The following is a 16,156-nucleotide window of genomic DNA, read 5'->3' on the forward strand; positions in this document are numbered from 1 at the left end:
AGTTGAAGATTAGAAGATGGTTTGCCCTCCTGCTCCTGGCGGCTTCTTGCTTTGGAGCAGGCTTCTGGTACTGGAAAGAAGATATAGAGCCTTTGGAGAGGGAGCTTCCTGCTTTTTATGACGGGAGAGAAGAAGGCCGCGTTCCCCCGGTGAAAAATCAGGGGTCTTTCGGCACCTGTTGGGCATTTGCCTCCCTTCATGCATTGGAGGCCAGCCTTCTTCCTGAGGATGCTTACGATTTTTCAGAGGATCACATGTCCCTGAACAATGGATTTTTTATCCCTCAGGAGGCTGGCGGGGAGTACACCATGTCCATGGCCTATCTGCTGTCCTGGAGAGGGCCTGTAGCTGAGGAAGAAGATCCTTATGGAGACGGTATTTCCCCCCAAGGGCTGAAGGCAGAAAAGCATGTAAAGGAAATCCAGATCATACCGGAAAAGGATTACGAAAAGATCAAGAGAGCCGTCCTCTTATACGGAGGAGTTCAAAGCTCCCTTTATACCTCTATGGTCGATGAAGAAAGCCGGTCAGCTTTTTATAATGAAGAAAACTTTTCCTACTGTTATATTGGCACCATGCCTCCCAACCACGATTCCGTAATCATTGGCTGGGATGACGCCTATCCAAAAGAAAACTTCAGCGTCCAGGTTCCGGGAGACGGCGCATTTATCTGCATAAACAGTTGGGGAAACGGGTTTGGAGATCAGGGATTTTATTACGTTTCCTATTATGATACCAACATTGGAGTGAATAACCTTGCTTATACAGATACAGGAGATGCCGATGATTCCGCCCATATCTACCAGACAGACCTTCGGGGCTGGGTGGGACAGCTGGGATATGGGGAAGAAACGGCCTGGTTTTCCAATGTATATGAGGCAGAAGGAGAGGAAAGGCTTGAAGCAGCAGGCTTTTATGCCACAGGCCCTGAATCCTCTTATGAGGTATATGTGGTGCGCCATGCAGGCGCTGAGGAGGAGATTACAGGCGGCAATGCCTTTGGGGAAAAGATATTGGCAGCCCAGGGAAGCTTTGAGTACGGGGGATTTTATACCGTTCCCTTTTCAAAGAAGGTTCAGAAAGAGCTGAATCTTTCTCCTGGGGAACGTTTTGCTGTGATCGTGAAGATCACCACACCCGGGGCCGTTCATCCTGCAGCCATTGAATACGATGCCGGGGATGGGCGCACGGTTGTGGACATTTCTGACGGGGAGGGATATATCAGTCCCGATGGAATGGTCTGGGAACGGGCTGAAAAAGGAAAAAACTGCAATCTCTGCTTAAAAGCATACACAAAGGACCGGTAGAGAGGGCTTAGAAACGAAAGGAGAGGCAAATGAGGGGAGATAAAATCGTATTTGCCACAGGAAACCAAGGAAAGATGGATGAGATCCGGGAAATCTTAAAAGATCTGGGACTGGAAATCCTGTCCATGAAGGAGGCAGGGGCTGATCCTGAAATCGTGGAAAACGGAGATACATTTGGGGAAAACGCTGAGATCAAGGCCAGGGCAGTGTGGAAAGAGACCGGCGGAATCGTCCTTGCAGATGATTCCGGACTGGTGGTGGACTGCTTAAACGGGGAGCCGGGCATTTATTCAGCCAGATATATGGGAGAGGACACCTCCTATGATATTAAAAACCAGAATCTGCTGGATCGGGCCGCCGGCGTAACAGGCAGCCAGAGAAGCGCCCGGTTTATCTGCAATATTGCAGCAGTCCTGCCTGACGGGCAGGTGATTCATACAGAGGCAGCCATGGAAGGCATTTTGGCGGACCGCCCTGCTGGAAGCGGAGGATTTGGCTATGATCCAATCCTTTACCTTCCGGAGTTTGGAAAGACCAGTGCAGAGATCACCATGGAAGAGAAGAACAGAATCAGCCATCGGGGGAAGGCCCTGGAGGAGATGAAGAAAAAGCTTATGGAGATAAACTGGGAGGGAAAGAGATGAAAATACTGATCGTCAGTGATACACATAGAAGGGATGAGAATTTACAGAAGGTCATGGAGGAACAGAAGCCCTTTGATATGCTGATCCACCTGGGAGATTCCGAAGGCAGTGAGGGAAAGATTGCAGGCTGGGCGGGAAAGGACTGCGAACTGCATATGGTTCTGGGAAACAATGATTTCTTTTCCGACCTGGACCGGGAGAAAGAGATACAGATTGGAAAATACAAGGCTCTTTTGACCCACGGCCATTATTACAATGTGTCCCTTGGAACGGAACGGCTGGAGCAGGAAGCGGAAGAGCGGAACTTCGACATCGTCATGTACGGCCACACTCACAGGCCCCTTTACGAGGTACATAACGGAGTGACCATCTTAAATCCGGGAAGCCTGTCTTATCCAAGGCAGGAGGGAAGAAAGCCTTCTTATATGATTATGGAGTTAGATGAGCAGGGAGAGGCACATTATACTTTGAATTTTCTGGGGAGATAAGACGGAACATAAGGGTGTCAGGAGTAGATGTAACATGAGGACGAAGGCAGGGAATGCCTTCGTCCTCATTTTGCATGTATAGCAGAAAAGGTTTCCGCTGAAACAGTTTATTTCCAGCCCTCCGGCAGGTAAGAAAGAGTGGCATCAATCATATCATCAGCCAGTTTTATGACTTCTTCTTTGGAAGCCCGGCCCTTTACCAGAGGATCATTTAAAAAGACTTCATATACCAGATTCCGGTCACAGGTGAGGGCTGCTTTTAAGATCAGCTCATGGTTTTTCGTATGAGGAAGAATCAGTTCCAGAACATTTTCCGGGATGGCTCCGGCAGCAACCGGCTTAATACTGTCCTTACTGAAGACGGCATTGGTTTCTACAATAGTCTCTGCGGGCAGGTTTGGAATCTGCAAAAAGGTATTTGGGATGTTGACATTGCTCACAGTCCGTTCCAGGCCGCATAAGGATTTGATTAAGAGGATTCCTTCTTCTCCCGAGGGCTTCTGTTCCATTTCTATTTCTCCGCTTACCAGCTTCCTGCTCTTTTCCAGGCGTTTTTGCAAATCTTCTTTTCTCCATTTAACAGTTGTCAGGCCGAACTTCCAGCTTTTTACAGTCTCCGGATCTTTTAAGTATTCATCTCCTGGCATAAATTCTGCCAGATGGCGGTCCCCTGCCGCAGCGATAAGGCCGTAACGGCGGAATAAGTCAAATTTCAGCCTGTGGGCGCATTCAAAGGTGCTGTTTGCCCAGTTCTTATCCGGCTCGTTGTAGCCTTCTTCGTAGTGGGAATTTACATAATCACGGTAAACGGGAAACAAATCAATTCCCTTATAGGAAGCCTGATCAAACCAGGTGAAATGATTGATTCCCAGAACATTGACGTGGATGTCAGAGCGGTCTGCATGTTCCAGGCCAAGGCTTTCCTCGCAGATTCCTTTTAACACCTTTTGGGTGCCGAACACTTCATGGCAGCAGCCAAAGGCCCTGATCTCGGGAAATACGTGGTAAAGAGTCTTGACGCATAAAGACATGGGATTGGTGTAGTTGATGACCCAGGCTTTTGGCGCGTATTTTTTAATGGCCTCTCCGATGGTCACGAACATGGGAATGGTGCGTAAAGCCCGGATGGCGCCTCCCGGACCTGCGGTGTCGCCTACGGACTGGTAGATGCCAAGCCGTTCCGGCAGGTGGACATCAGAATCCATTTCATCAAAGGTTCCCGGCAGTATGGAGATGACTGCAAAGTCACAGCCTGTCAGGGCTTCTTCTAAGGAGCCGGAAGTGACATAATTCCATTTTCCAACGGTGTCCTCCCGCTCTGTCAGCTTATTGCCGATGATTTCATTGCTTTTGGCGGCGGCTTCATCGATATCATATAAGCGGATGGTTCCGCTTATGGAGCTGTCCATGGAAAGGTCGGTCATAAAGGTCCAGGCCCAGCCTCTGGAGCCTCCGCCTATGTAGGCAATGGTGATATCTGTTACTTTGTTGTTCTCATATTTCATAAGGTTTCCTCCTGGTCAATGGCTTGCTCTGTCATTTATATTGATAAGTATAATGGATTATAGTATTATAATGCTTATATAATTGGGTCATTTTTAAGAAAAATCATACTTTTGGCTTCTAATTAGGAGGTTACAATGGAAAAAACATTATTTTCGGAAAGCATGGAAGGGATTGTCATCGACCAGGTGATTCGTGACCAGGAGTATTCCATGGCAATCAAACATTTTCATGACACATATGAGCTTTATTTTCTTCTGGAAGGGGAGCGGTACTATTTTATAGAGAAGGAAACCTACCATGTGAAGACGGGAGATGTGGTTCTCATAAACCGGCAGCAGGTCCACAAGACCAGTCAGGCTGGAAGCAAGAGCCATGACCGGATTCTGCTTCAGTTAAGCGGAAGGGTGCTGGAGCCATGGTTAAAAAGTGCAGGTCTTCCTTCCCTGGAAAAAGTGTTTGAAGATTATTACGGGGTATCCAGGCTTCCGAACCAGGAATGGGAGGAAATGAAAGGTCTGTTATTTGGGATTGCAGAGGAATTAAAGCATAAGAGAGAGCGTTATGAGGTTATGGTAAGGCTGAAGCTTTCCCAGATTCTTCTTATAATTTCCCGCAGCAGAAAAAGGGATGTGATGAAGGAAATGCCTCCAAGGGTTCAGACCCCAAAGCATGGAAGGGTTCACGATGTGGCGGAATATCTAACCTTTCACTGTGAGACAGAAGAATCCTTAGATGAGCTGGCGGAGCGTTTTTTTATCAGCAAATCTTATTTGAGCAAGATTTTCCGGGAGGTGACGGGGCTTTCCGTCAATGAGTACCGGAACTTAGCCAGGATGAAAAAGGCCCAGAAGCTTTTGAAAAACAGCCAATATTCCATTACTGAAATATCGGGGCTTCTGGGCTTTGAAAGCGTCACCTATTTTGAACGGGTATTTAAAAAGCATTGTGCAACCACTCCTCTGAAATACAGGAAGGAAAAATAGAATACCAATAAAAAGTATAAAAAAAGAATAAAGTTTTTGGTTAATATATATAAAATAGCAATGGCTTTTTCGTTTAAATTAACAGTGGACATACGATCACATGCTGGTATACTAATGTATGTAATATATTAGTTGCTCACATATCTTGAAGTCACAAGACGTGGCAAAAAAAGAAAGGAATGGAAAAATGGCAGAACATAGAGCAGTCCGTATGGGAATTGACGTAGGCGGCACGTATACCAAATGTGTTGCTATGGATAATGACACCCACGAAATTATTGGGAAAAAGCAGGTAAAGACAACTCATGATCATAAAGACGGCGTTGCTGCCGGTGTTGTACAGAGTTTTCAGTACTGTATGCAGGAAAATAATATTGCACCGGAGGACGTGGTTTTCGTAGCTCACTCCACAACTCAGGCAACTAACGCATTTATTGAGGGAGACGTAGCAAACGTCGGAGTAGTCGGCATGGCCGGGGGAGGCTTAGAGGGCTTTCTGGCAAAACGCCAGTTGGCATTAAAGGATATTATTCTGGATGAAAAAGTAGGCCGTATGATCAAGGTGTACAACACCTTTATTAAGAAGAAAATGCTGACAGAAGATGTGATCAACAAAAGCATTGATGAGCTGCTGAACCAGGGCGCTCAGGTAATCGTGGCTTCTATGGCCTTTGGTGTAGACAGCATGGAAGAGGAAATGACCATTCATGACTGTGCAAAGAAGAAAAATGTGCCTGTAACAATGGCTTCTGATATTACGAAACTGTATGGACTTACCCGCCGTACCCGTACGGCAGCAATCAACGCTTCCATTCTGCCTAAGATGATGAACACAGCTAATGCAACAGAGTCCTCCGTCAATGCGGCAGGCGTTCACGTGCCCCTGATGATCATGAGAGGCGACGGCGGTGTTATGGAAATCGGAGAAATGAGAAAGCGTCCCATTCTGACTGCATTATCCGGTCCCGCCGCTTCTGTTATGGGTTCCCTCATGTACCTTCGTGCTTCCAATGCCATTTACTTTGAGGTAGGCGGAACCACCACCAACATCGGTGTTATCAAGAACGGGCGTCCCGGCGTGGATTACGCTAAAATCGGCGGTCATGATACCTATATCAACTCTCTTGACGTGCGTATCTTAGGATGTGCAGGCGGTTCCATGGTCCGTATCGGAAGCAAGTCCGTAACAGACGTAGGCCCCCGTTCTGCTCATATTGCAGGATGTGAATATGCCTGCTTTACTGCGGAAGAGGAGATCGTAGATCCTCAGATTGAAATGGTAAGCCCCAAGCAGGGAGATCCTAACGACTACGTGACCCTGCGGTTAAAGAATGGAAAGCGCATCTGCTTTACCAATACATGTGCAGCCAATGTATTAGGACTGGTAGATAAGAAATATTTTGCCTACGGAAATGCCAACTCTGCAAGAAAGGCCATGCAGCCGGTTGCCGATAAGCTGGGCATCACCGTAGAAGAACTGGCAACCCAGATTCTTGATAAGGACTTTGAAAAGGTCAATGCCACCATCAACACGCTGGCAGAAAAGTACGGACTGGACCATGACAGCATGAGGCTGGTAGGCTGCGGAGGCGGAGCGGCTTCCTTAGTTCCTTACTGTGCAGGAAAAATGGGCCTTCAGTACAGCATTCCGGAAAATGCAGAGGTTATTTCCTCCATCGGTGTGGCTCTTGCCATGGTTCGTGATGTAGTAGAACGTGTTATCCCCAATCCGACTCAGGAAGATATCAGGGAGCTGAAGAAAGAGGCGGCTGACTTGGCAGTCAGCTCAGGAGCTTCCCCGGATACCATTGAAATTCATATCGAGATCGATAACCAGACCGGTAAGGTAACAGCCATTGCTACAGGTTCTACAGAGGTAAAGACAACCGACCTGTTAAAGGCCTGCGAGGAACCGGAAGCCTTCCAGTTGGCTTTAGAAGACTTTGGTCCTAAGACTTCCAATGTGAAGCTGGCAGAGCAGACAGACAAATTCTACGTATATAGAGGTGAAAAAGACGGAAAGACCCCCCTGCGAATTGTGGATACCAAGGGCTTTATTAAGGTGCAGTGTTCGGAAGGCGCCGTAGAAAAATGCAAGGCAAAGGATTATGAAGAAGTAGTAGGAAAGCTTTGGAAGGAAAATGCCGTATTTAAGACCGACTCTGTTCTCCGTCCTGATTTCTTTGTGTGCTTTGGACCGAGAGTAACGGATTACAGTGCCATTGACTTAGAGCAGGTACTGCTTCTTATGAACCTGGATTTAGGGGACCGGGAACCGGATGAAGATATCCTGATTGTAGCATCTCATAGGGAGATTTAAGAATCATGACAAAGGAAGAATTTCAAACAGCTTTAAAGCCCATTGCAGACGGACTTTTCGGAAAACAGGGAGGAAGGGAATACGAACGCCCTCACTTTGATGTGCGCCCTTTGGGTGATATGCTGGCAGACCTGGCTGAGATTGAACCGGAGGAATGGTACGGCTATGCATTTTCCAGAGAGCCCTTAAATGGAAAGTTTCAGGATGAACAGCGCAGGGATTGGATGGAAAAGAGCCTGGCCTGCGGCAGGGAATATGCTGATAAAATATGCAGTAAATACCAGACCAGAGACCCTAAAGAACTGGCTGAATCCATGGGTATGGATATCTCTTTCCCTGAATTTCCGGAAAAGACTGACCGGGTGCTCTTTGCCGAGTTTTGGGTGCCCAATAAAATCAGTATTTATATGGATGCAGTGAAGAAGGCGGAGAAGCTGTTTGAAAGTCCGGGAGTTTCGGAAGTTCTCACCAGGAAGCTGGATATCAGCCGGCTCCTTCTGTCCCATGAGCTGTTTCACTGGGTGGAAGAGCAGTATCATGAGGAGATATTCACGAAGACTGAAAAGATCAGGCTTTGGTCCCTGGGGTTTCTTCACAATGATTCCAATATCATTGCCCTCAGCGAGATTGCGGCCATGGGCTTTGCCCAGGAGATTATGGGAATCAGCTATTCCCCCTATTTGATGGATGTATTTTTAGTATACGGCTATTCACCGGAGGAAGCCAGCGGCTTGTATGAGGAAATGATGGAGCTGGCGGGAAGAAAGAATAGAATTCCAATAAAAAGTATAAAAAAAGAATAAAAATTTTAGTTAAAATGTATAAAATGTCAATTGCTTTTTCGTTTAAATTAACAGTGGACATCTGAATATATACTGGTATACTAATGTGTGTAATATATTAGTTGCTCACCTTTGGGATAACAAAGCAGCGTATTGTGCAGGTAAATCCATATGGGAAGCAACATAAAAAAAGGAGGAATTATATGAGTCTCTACATTATTATTGCGGGCATTCTACTGCTCGTATCCTTTGCAGGCCTTATCGTATATTGTATGAGGGGCGGTAACCTGTTGGTAGGTTTTATTTTCATGGCTCTCGTTTGGTGTATCATTGGCCGGGTGCCGTACCGCACCGTAGTAGACACGGTTTTCCAGGCATCGGTGGAAAATTACGGTCCAACCATTGCTATCATCGTATTCGGAAGCTGGTTTGGCCGGGTTATCGTGGATACAGGAATTGCAGGCTTTATCATTAAGAAAACTGTGGAGCTTGCAGGTGATAAGCCGCTGGTTACCACTCTTATGGTTTCCATTGTATGCACCCTTATTTTTACCAGCGCATTTGGCGTAGGCTCTGTTATGGCAATCGGTATGATCGTGCTTCCTATTCTTTTTTCCCTCAATGTGGAAAAACATGTTGCGGTAGGCTCTTACCTGATGTCCGTTGCAGCAGGCATGTACTTAAATATCGGATATGTGAACCAGCTACTGGCTCTGTTCCCCTCCATGGCTTATGACAATGTCTATATCCGTTTTGGAATTGCAGCAACCGTTGTTCATGTTGTGTTTATGCTCATCTTCATTGTGTTCCACTATTCCAAAGGAAAGAAGAGCAGAGCGTGGGCGGCATCTCCTGCATCTCCTGCGGCAAAGCCGATTCCCGGAATTGCAGCTATTATTCCTTTCCTTCCTATTTTCATGGTAGCTATTTTTAAATGGAAGCCGGTTCCCTCCTTCCTTCTTGGAATCTTTTTGGGACTGCTTTTAACAGGAAATATGGCAACCTATAAGATGGCAATTGAAAAGGTGCAAAAGACCTTATATGACGGAATTGCAGACGTAGGACTTCTGATCGGTATGCTTTACGGCGTTAATATTTTCAGTACAGCAGCAAAGCAGGTATCTCCTATTCTCAGCGAGCTGCTGGGAGGCGTTATTCCTCAGGCTACCCTGGTTATTGTCATCATCTTCATCATAGCAGCACCTCTTGGCCTGTTCCGCGGACCTCTTATGGTATTTGGCTCAGGAGCGGCAACCCTGGCTATCCTTCAGGCGACTGGATTCTTTACAGATCCGTTCCTGTTTATTCTTTTCCTGGTACCGCCGGTTGCCATCGTGGCAAATTCCTGCCCCACCCAGTCCTGGAGTATGTGGGGAATCAGTTATGCAAAGATGGAAGCAAAGGCCTATATCCGCACCAATTTCCCCTGGTCCTGGGCGATCTTTGCAGTTAATGTGCTGATTGGATATTTCCTCATCGGCCGTTAAGAAATATTATTTGACTTCTTTGTTAAACTGTGATATATTAATCCACTAATACAGAAGAAATGTATAAGGGAGGAGCATCCGTTGCTGAAGAAACCTGAGAAGAAAACAGCCGCAGATAACATTTACAGCGAACTTGGAAGCAGTATTATAGAGATGAGAATTCAGCCGGGAGTCATTGTCACCATCAATGATCTTGCGGAGGAAATGAATGTGAGCCGTTCCCCGGTGCGTGATGCATTGATCCGTCTGGAACAGCAAGGCCTTATTACCACTCTGCCTCAAAAGGGAATCATGATTTCCAGGATCAATCTGGAAAAGGCCCAGAAGGAGCAGTATATACGGTACAGCGTTGAGATTAATATATTGAAAGAATTTCTGGAGCGGTATACAAGGCGGAATATGACAGATTTAAAGAGCCTGATCGAGCAGCAGGAAAGCGCCATCGGGAAACAGGATGTCCGTGATTTTCTGGCCCTTGATGATGAGTTCCACCAGTATTTCTTTGCCGTCTGTGAAAAGCAGTACTGTGCAGATTTAATCTGGGGAGCTGCCGGCAACTACCAGCGTCTGCGCCAGCTCATCTGTGTGGATGAAACCCATCAGCGCCATGTGGTGGAGGATCACAAGGAGATGCTGGAAGCCATTAAGAAAAGGGATAAGGAAATGCTGATTCACATAGCCAGCCGCCACCTGCTGGATATTGATGACAATGCCTTAAAGCTGGGAGAGCAGTATCCGGAGCTTTTTGAAGCAATTCCAAAGCCCGGCAGAATGAGAATTTTCGGAAGTGATTTTCTGGGAGGCCTGGTCAAGGGCTGACCTGCATATAAAAAAGACAGTCACAAGAGATATGAAAAAATCTTTTGTGACTGTCTTTTTTTACATAACCAACAGGATCAGATGGAGAACCTGAGGGAAAATCGCTGTGACAATAATGAGCCGCAGCACCTGAAGCAGTATTAAATCCGTACTTTGGACTCCGATATCAGAAGAAATCAGGGCCATGTCACTGGCTCCTGCCGGAGTGGCGGCCAGCATGGCTTCTTTTCTGGACATTCCGCAAAACCGCTTCAAAAGCTCTCCCATGAGAAAGCAGAAGGCCGAGTATCCCAGTATGAGGATTATGGCGGGAAGGGCCAGATACCGCAGCTCCAGCAAATCTTTCCAGCCTAAAGAGCAGCCGATGTAGGCTCCTGATACAAGCTGGGCAAACCGCTTGACGCCGGCAGGCAGATAAGCCTTGCCCCAGAAAATCTTCAGGATAATGACGCTGACCAGGGAAAATACCAGGGTTCCGGCGGGGATACCGCTTACCTTTCCGACAACTCCGCAGACAGCGGCGATGAGAAATGTGATCACGGCATGGTAAGGCTTTTTCTCTTCTTTGGAACCGGCAGCCTGGGATTTTAGAGCAGTGTCCCCTTCTGATTCGGGGGCAGGTACTTCCTTTTTGCAGACTTTGTTGATCATACCGGGAAATATCCCGATTCCGATGACTAATCGGACAAACTGTAAAGCAGCCACCTGAGGCGCATTGGCTCCCATGTCAGCCGCAATAATGGGAATATCGCTGATTCCTCCCGGAACTGCGCTGAAAAATGCCGTAACAATGTCTACAGGGCTTGTTGCGTAAATTAAAAGTCCCATGCCGATATTGGCAGCCATATAAAAACTGAGAAGCAGGACGGCAGGGCGCAGAATGCGGGGAATGTGCTTTAGTTCACTTTTTTTTACACCGGAGCCGATAAATGCCCCGGCCACAATCTGGGCAAAAACCTTGCCCGCCCCGGGAACGTAAGAGGCTTGAAAAATAATGCCCAAAGCAGCAGAGCCTACGATTCCGCCTACCAGCATTCCGCCGGGGACTTTCATGCGTAAAAAGGCTGATCCGGCTAAAAAGGCAGCGGCCAGTGTCAATAAAAGTTTTATGATTTCCATAGCAGTCTCCCAACATTCAAATGTCTGAATAGAATAAACAATTGATTTAATTATATCTTAGTATTCTTAATGAACAGTAAGTATAATCTTAAAAAATGTTAAGGTCAGGAGATTTTCCCCTTTTACTTCAGTGCCTCACAAAGGGCGGTGAGGGCCAGAGCCTGTCCGTAGGCCATAGGCATGATGGCAATGTTTTTGTAGTGGTCCGGATCCATTCCAATTCCCGTTCCGGCAGACACACCCAGGACGGTTCCGTCTTCGGAAATATTGGCGCAGATGGCTTCAATGGCCTTTTCTGCCGCGGCTTCATAAGTCTTGTCCAGAACCCCGGCCTTTACTCCCCGCAGCAATCCTGCGGCAATAGCGGCAGAGCCTGACACCTCTTCATAGCTGGAAGGATCAGTGAGAACGGTATGCCAGAGCCCTGAGGGAGACTGCAGCTTTAAAAGAGCGGAAGCCTGGGATTTGAAGGTGTCAATCAAGAAATCCTTTACCCCTGGATTTAACTGTTCCCCGCAGGTATCTATGTATTCCATCACCCCATAAGTGAACCAGGAGTTGCCCCTGCACCAGAAGATTCCTCCAAAATTATTTCTTCCGTCAAAGCGGAAGCCATGGTGAAACAGTCCTGTATGCCTGTCAAATAAGTATTTGATGTGAACCAGGAACTGATGAGTGGCTTCATTTTTCCAGAGTTCATTGTCTGTTTTCTGCCCCATTTTGTTCAGGAAGAGGACTGCCATAAATAAGGTGTCCACCCAGATCTGCCCTTCGTTTAAGCTCACCCCATCCCGGTTTCCGATGGCGCTTGTCACATGCTGGAAGCCTTTATCCTCTGTCTTTGGAAGGTCATTGATGAGCCACCGGGCCCTTTTTACACAAAGGTCATAATATTCTTCCTGGCTGTCCAGGCTTTCGTACAAAAAGGACAAAGGAAGGAAGGGGGCGGTGGTGTTGATGTTCTTGGAAGGAAGGCCGTTTTCCTGGTGTCCCCTGTACCATTTGTTGAAGAAGGGAAGATACCTGCCGTCTCCGTAGAACTCCTGAAGCTTATACAGGCCGTAAAGGCCTACACCCTGGGGCCAGTCCCATTCCTCGATGCCAAAGTCCCTTTGGATGAACCCCTTGCTGGTGTCTGCGCTGCTGGCTGTCTTATCCTTATCTGAGTCGCAGCCTCCAAGATTCATCAGTTTGTCCACAACCAGGTGGATCTTTTCAAGCAGTAGCTGGTTTGATATCATGATTCTTCTCCTTTTCTCTATGCATTAAGCTTTATTTTTTAACTGTTCTATATATTCGGTGGGCGGAAGGCCCGTATACCGCTTAAACACCTGACTGAAATATTGGGGATTGCTGCCAAAGCCCACCTGGCGGGCAATGAGCTTGATGTTGTCATTGCGGTAAAAGGCCATAAGTCTGATGGCTTCCTCCATCCGTTCTTTATTGAGATAATCAGAGAACCGCATCCCCTCTTCTTTGACGAACTGTTTGCTCAAATATCCCACGCTCACAAAAAGATAATTTTCTGCCAGCCACTTTAAGGACAGGTTTTCCGAATCCAGGTGCTGGCTGATGTAGGATTTTAAAAGGGAGATGTTGGAAACGGCCTTGTGGCTGCCGGATTCCTTTCTGGGAAGGATGGCGGTTTCCAAAAGCTTTCGAAGGCCTGAAACCGTATTGCAGGAGTAAACCCGCCGGAAAAAGTCACATGCAGCATCAGTGCTCAGTTTTTCCTGTACCAGACCTCCCTGGAGAAACAGGCTTAATGCTAAGTTCCTGGCCGAAGAAAGGGGCATGGAGTCCATAAAAATAGACTGGAGAAGCTGGGCGGCCTGGCTGGTATCGGCAGCAGAGCTGATGGAATTCTCTAACCGGCGTACCATCCAGGGAGAAGCGATGTGGTTTCTGATTTCATGGCCTTCCCCGGATTCTCCCATGAGTAAAATCCGCTCAAACCGGGAGAGTTTATGAAGGATATCCTGAAACAGCTTTTCACCGTTTTCCCTGAAAAGGAAATCAGCTTCAAAGGATACGGACTGGCCGGGGTACTGAAAGCTTGCAACAGCTTCTTCAATCTGCTCCTGAACCGCCAGGGTGGAAACGGGAAATATGAGAACCACCGTATTTTTTACATAGATGACGGAAAACTGAAGGGGGATTTTAAAGGAATCCAAAAGCTTTTTCATGTCACCGGTAAACTGCTTTAAGTGATTTTCCTCCACAAAGGAACAGATGCAGGCACAGCGGCATCCGGCAGGCAGGACCAGAAGCTCCCGGTATTTTTGGAATACGGCAGGAAAGGAATCCTGGCGCTCCAGGGCCTCCATGATAAAGCTTTGCTCTAAGGGCGTGTGAAGGCTCCTTAAAAATTTTTGCTGCTGGACCTTTCTCGCATCCTCCTCCAAAAGCCGTTCCTGGCCGATGGCTGTCAGGGACTCAATCAGCTCATTTTTATCCGTTGGCTTTAACAGATAATGGCGGACTCCATATTTCATGGCCTGCTTTGCATATTCAAATTCATTGTAGCCGGAAAGCAGAATAAAGGTGATCCGGGAATCCAGTTTAATGGAACGCTCGATTAAATCAAGGCCGTTTAATATGGGCATCCGGATATCGGTAATCACCACATCCGGATAGTCGTCGCAGATGATGTTGTAAGCCTCCATGCCGTTTTTTGCGGTACCGATTACTTCATAGCCTATGGATCTGTAGTCGATCATCTGGGAAATGGACTCTCTTATGATCTGCTCGTCATCGACGATCAACAGTCTGAGCATGAGGAACCTCCTTTTCTTTCGGTATGGTCAGCAGAACCACTGCCATTTGGTTTTCGTTGTAAAAATGCAGGCCGTATTCTTCCCCGTAGAGGAGCCGAAGCCTGGAATTGATGTTTTCAAGGCCCACACCGGACCCTTGAGGTGTGATTTCTTTTTCCCGGATCTTTTGCAAAAGGTCCGGCTCAAACCGGGATCCCGTATTTGCCACACGCATTTCGTAATGGTCTTCCAGCTCTTTTATGGTGACTTTGATGGTGCACATTTCGTCAGAGTCCTCCATGGCATGTTTTAAGGCGTTTTCCACCAGAGGCTGAATGGATAGCTTTGGAATAAAAATATTGGAAATGTTCTCCGGCACCTCCAGCTCAAAGCAGAGCCTGTCCTTAAAACGCACTTCCTGTATCAGGATGTAATCATCCAGCACCTTTAACTCCTCCCCAAGAGGGATGATGTCCTCCTGACCGGCGATGGAGGCCCGAAACAGGCTGGCAAGGGAGCGGACCATGGTGGAAATGTCTTCGGCCCCGTATTTTTGTGCCATCCAGTTGATGGTTTCCAGGGTGTTGTATAAAAAATGAGGATTAATCTGCTGCTGAAGCATTTTAATGGCAGAATCCCTTACCAAAAGCTGCTTGTCGTAATTCTCATCCCGGAGAACCTTGACGCTGTGGGTCATCTCGTCAAAGCTTCGGTGAAGCTGGCCGATTTCATCCTGGCGGTTCTGGTAATCATAGGCCTCGTCCTTTGTCTCCGGGGTTTCCCCGCTGCCGAAACGCTGGATTTTTTCAATGAGATAATCCAGGTGGCGGAATAAGTGGCGCAGAACCAGGGTGACACTGACTGCGGTAATTAAAGCAGTGCAAAAGGTGAAGATCAGAATTTCCAGCCCTGTCAGCCGGGTTCTCTGAAACAGTGGGTCGTAATCTCTGAAATAAATGTAATTCCAGCCCTCATAAGCCCCCTGGCCGGTGATGATAAATTCCTTTTTATTGTCCAGTGTGGCAATGGTATAGGATTCTTCCCAGCGGGCGCTGTCAGAAATAATTTTTAAGCAATAATCCTCGTGAAAAGCCTCTGCCGGGTAGATTCTCTTTTGGCCGGACATCAGGATGAACCGGGAGTCCTCTGCCTGGCTTCCGGAATTTTGCAGGCCATCTTCGATCATGCTGTTCATATCCACTGTAATATAAAGCTCTGCCAAAGGCCGCAGGCTTAAATACTTTAATTTTCGGATTTGTCTGGCGCAGGCAGTACCGGTTCCGGGAGAAATTCCTCCGGTCCAGGTAGCTCTGCCCTTAAAGCTATTCAGTGTGGCCTCCAGCTCTTTCCGGTCAAAGTTTAATATATAATCAGAGCTTCCCATACAGATATTGGTTCCGCTAGGCAAAATGACGTTAATAGAAGTAATATATTTGCTCCTGTAAAGGTAGGAATAAAGCTGCTGGTAAATATCTCTGCGGGCAAGTGCCCGGCGGTTGCTCCAGGGGTTTTCATCTAAAAATGAAAGATTATCCTGAAGAATCTGGTCTCCGATCATATTGTCGGATATAGTCTGGATTGCCAGCATTTCTGATTCCAGGTATGCAGTCACATGTTTTAAGGAATTTGCATTGATCCGGTACAGCTCTTCATTATAACGGGTGGTCATAATCCTGATGCTGACCAGGAAGACAATGCAGAGTGAAAGTATGGCAAGAAGGAAAAGCATCAGTATTTTTTTATAAAGGGATAGGTTGTTAAACCAGGCTGTCTTTTTTTTCATCATCATGGGCCCTTTCTCGTTCCAGCCTATTATATAGCAAAGAAATAAAAAAAGAAATTGAAAAACCCCCGAAAATAACAAAAAGCCGTTTTTTTAATCATAAAAAGCTTTATTTTAACTTTACCATTGTGCATATTTGCCATAAAATAATACCATCACAAA

The 16,156-nt window shown here is 46.9% G+C and carries 13 protein-coding genes; 8 read left to right on the top strand and 5 right to left on the bottom strand.

The window, feature by feature from the left end; genetic code table 11:
- Positions 1 to 2: 2 nt before the first annotated feature.
- From V7M78_RS01435 to V7M78_RS01445, 3 genes are read left to right on the top strand one after another with little or no spacing between them, the layout of a single operon-like run.
- Positions 3 to 1,307, top strand: coding sequence for a lectin like domain-containing protein (locus tag V7M78_RS01435; protein ID WP_333645686.1), 1,305 nt, complete (start codon positions 3 to 5; stop codon positions 1,305 to 1,307).
- 29 nt (positions 1,308 to 1,336) lie between these two features.
- Positions 1,337 to 1,951, top strand: coding sequence for an XTP/dITP diphosphatase (locus V7M78_RS01440; protein ID WP_333645688.1), 615 nt, complete (start codon positions 1,337 to 1,339; stop codon positions 1,949 to 1,951).
- A complete protein-coding gene (locus V7M78_RS01445; protein WP_333645690.1) occupies positions 1,948 to 2,439 on the top strand; it encodes a metallophosphoesterase in 492 nt (163 codons plus the stop codon). The genes V7M78_RS01440 and V7M78_RS01445 overlap by 4 nt, the downstream gene beginning before the upstream one ends.
- 107 nt (positions 2,440 to 2,546) lie before the next feature.
- Here V7M78_RS01445 and V7M78_RS01450 read toward each other — a convergent pair whose 3' ends face one another.
- A complete protein-coding gene (locus V7M78_RS01450) occupies positions 2,547 to 3,944 on the bottom strand; it encodes a family 4 glycosyl hydrolase (protein WP_333645692.1) in 1,398 nt (465 codons plus the stop codon).
- A gap of 135 nt (positions 3,945 to 4,079) precedes the next feature.
- On the opposite strand from V7M78_RS01450, the gene V7M78_RS01455 reads away from it, so the two are divergent.
- From V7M78_RS01455 to V7M78_RS01475, 5 genes are all read left to right on the top strand, one after another.
- Positions 4,080 to 4,928 (top strand): AraC family transcriptional regulator, encoded by an 849-nt coding sequence (locus V7M78_RS01455; RefSeq protein ID WP_333645694.1) that lies wholly within the window; start codon positions 4,080 to 4,082, stop codon positions 4,926 to 4,928.
- Between the two features lie 187 nt (positions 4,929 to 5,115).
- Positions 5,116 to 7,248: a hydantoinase/oxoprolinase family protein gene (locus V7M78_RS01460; RefSeq protein ID WP_333645696.1), complete on the top strand. Its 2,133-nt coding sequence runs from the start codon at positions 5,116 to 5,118 to the stop codon at positions 7,246 to 7,248.
- Between the two features lie 5 nt (positions 7,249 to 7,253).
- Entirely contained in the window at positions 7,254 to 8,051 is a 798-nt protein-coding gene (locus V7M78_RS01465; protein ID WP_333645699.1) for a hypothetical protein, read from the top strand.
- Between the two features lie 182 nt (positions 8,052 to 8,233).
- A complete protein-coding gene (locus V7M78_RS01470; RefSeq protein WP_333645701.1) occupies positions 8,234 to 9,517 on the top strand; it encodes a citrate transporter in 1,284 nt (427 codons plus the stop codon).
- 81 nt (positions 9,518 to 9,598) lie between these two features.
- Entirely contained in the window at positions 9,599 to 10,336 is a 738-nt protein-coding gene (locus tag V7M78_RS01475) for a GntR family transcriptional regulator (RefSeq protein ID WP_333645703.1), read from the top strand.
- Between the two features lie 60 nt (positions 10,337 to 10,396).
- Here V7M78_RS01475 and V7M78_RS01480 read toward each other — a convergent pair whose 3' ends face one another.
- From V7M78_RS01480 to V7M78_RS01495, 4 genes are all read right to left on the bottom strand, one after another.
- A complete protein-coding gene (locus V7M78_RS01480; RefSeq protein ID WP_333645705.1) occupies positions 10,397 to 11,455 on the bottom strand; it encodes an AbrB family transcriptional regulator in 1,059 nt (352 codons plus the stop codon).
- 122 nt (positions 11,456 to 11,577) lie between these two features.
- Entirely contained in the window at positions 11,578 to 12,696 is a 1,119-nt protein-coding gene (locus V7M78_RS01485; RefSeq protein WP_333645707.1) for a glycoside hydrolase family 88/105 protein, read from the bottom strand.
- A gap of 24 nt (positions 12,697 to 12,720) precedes the next feature.
- Entirely contained in the window at positions 12,721 to 14,232 is a 1,512-nt protein-coding gene (locus V7M78_RS01490; protein ID WP_333645709.1) for a response regulator transcription factor, read from the bottom strand.
- Positions 14,207 to 16,000, bottom strand: coding sequence for a sensor histidine kinase (locus V7M78_RS01495; protein WP_333645711.1), 1,794 nt, complete (start codon positions 15,998 to 16,000; stop codon positions 14,207 to 14,209). The genes V7M78_RS01490 and V7M78_RS01495 overlap by 26 nt, the downstream gene beginning before the upstream one ends.
- Between the last annotated feature and the right edge of the window lie 156 nt (positions 16,001 to 16,156).

It is taken from the genome of Lacrimispora sp. (assembly GCF_036758025.1).
GTDB lineage: Bacteria > Bacillota > Clostridia > Lachnospirales > Lachnospiraceae > Lacrimispora.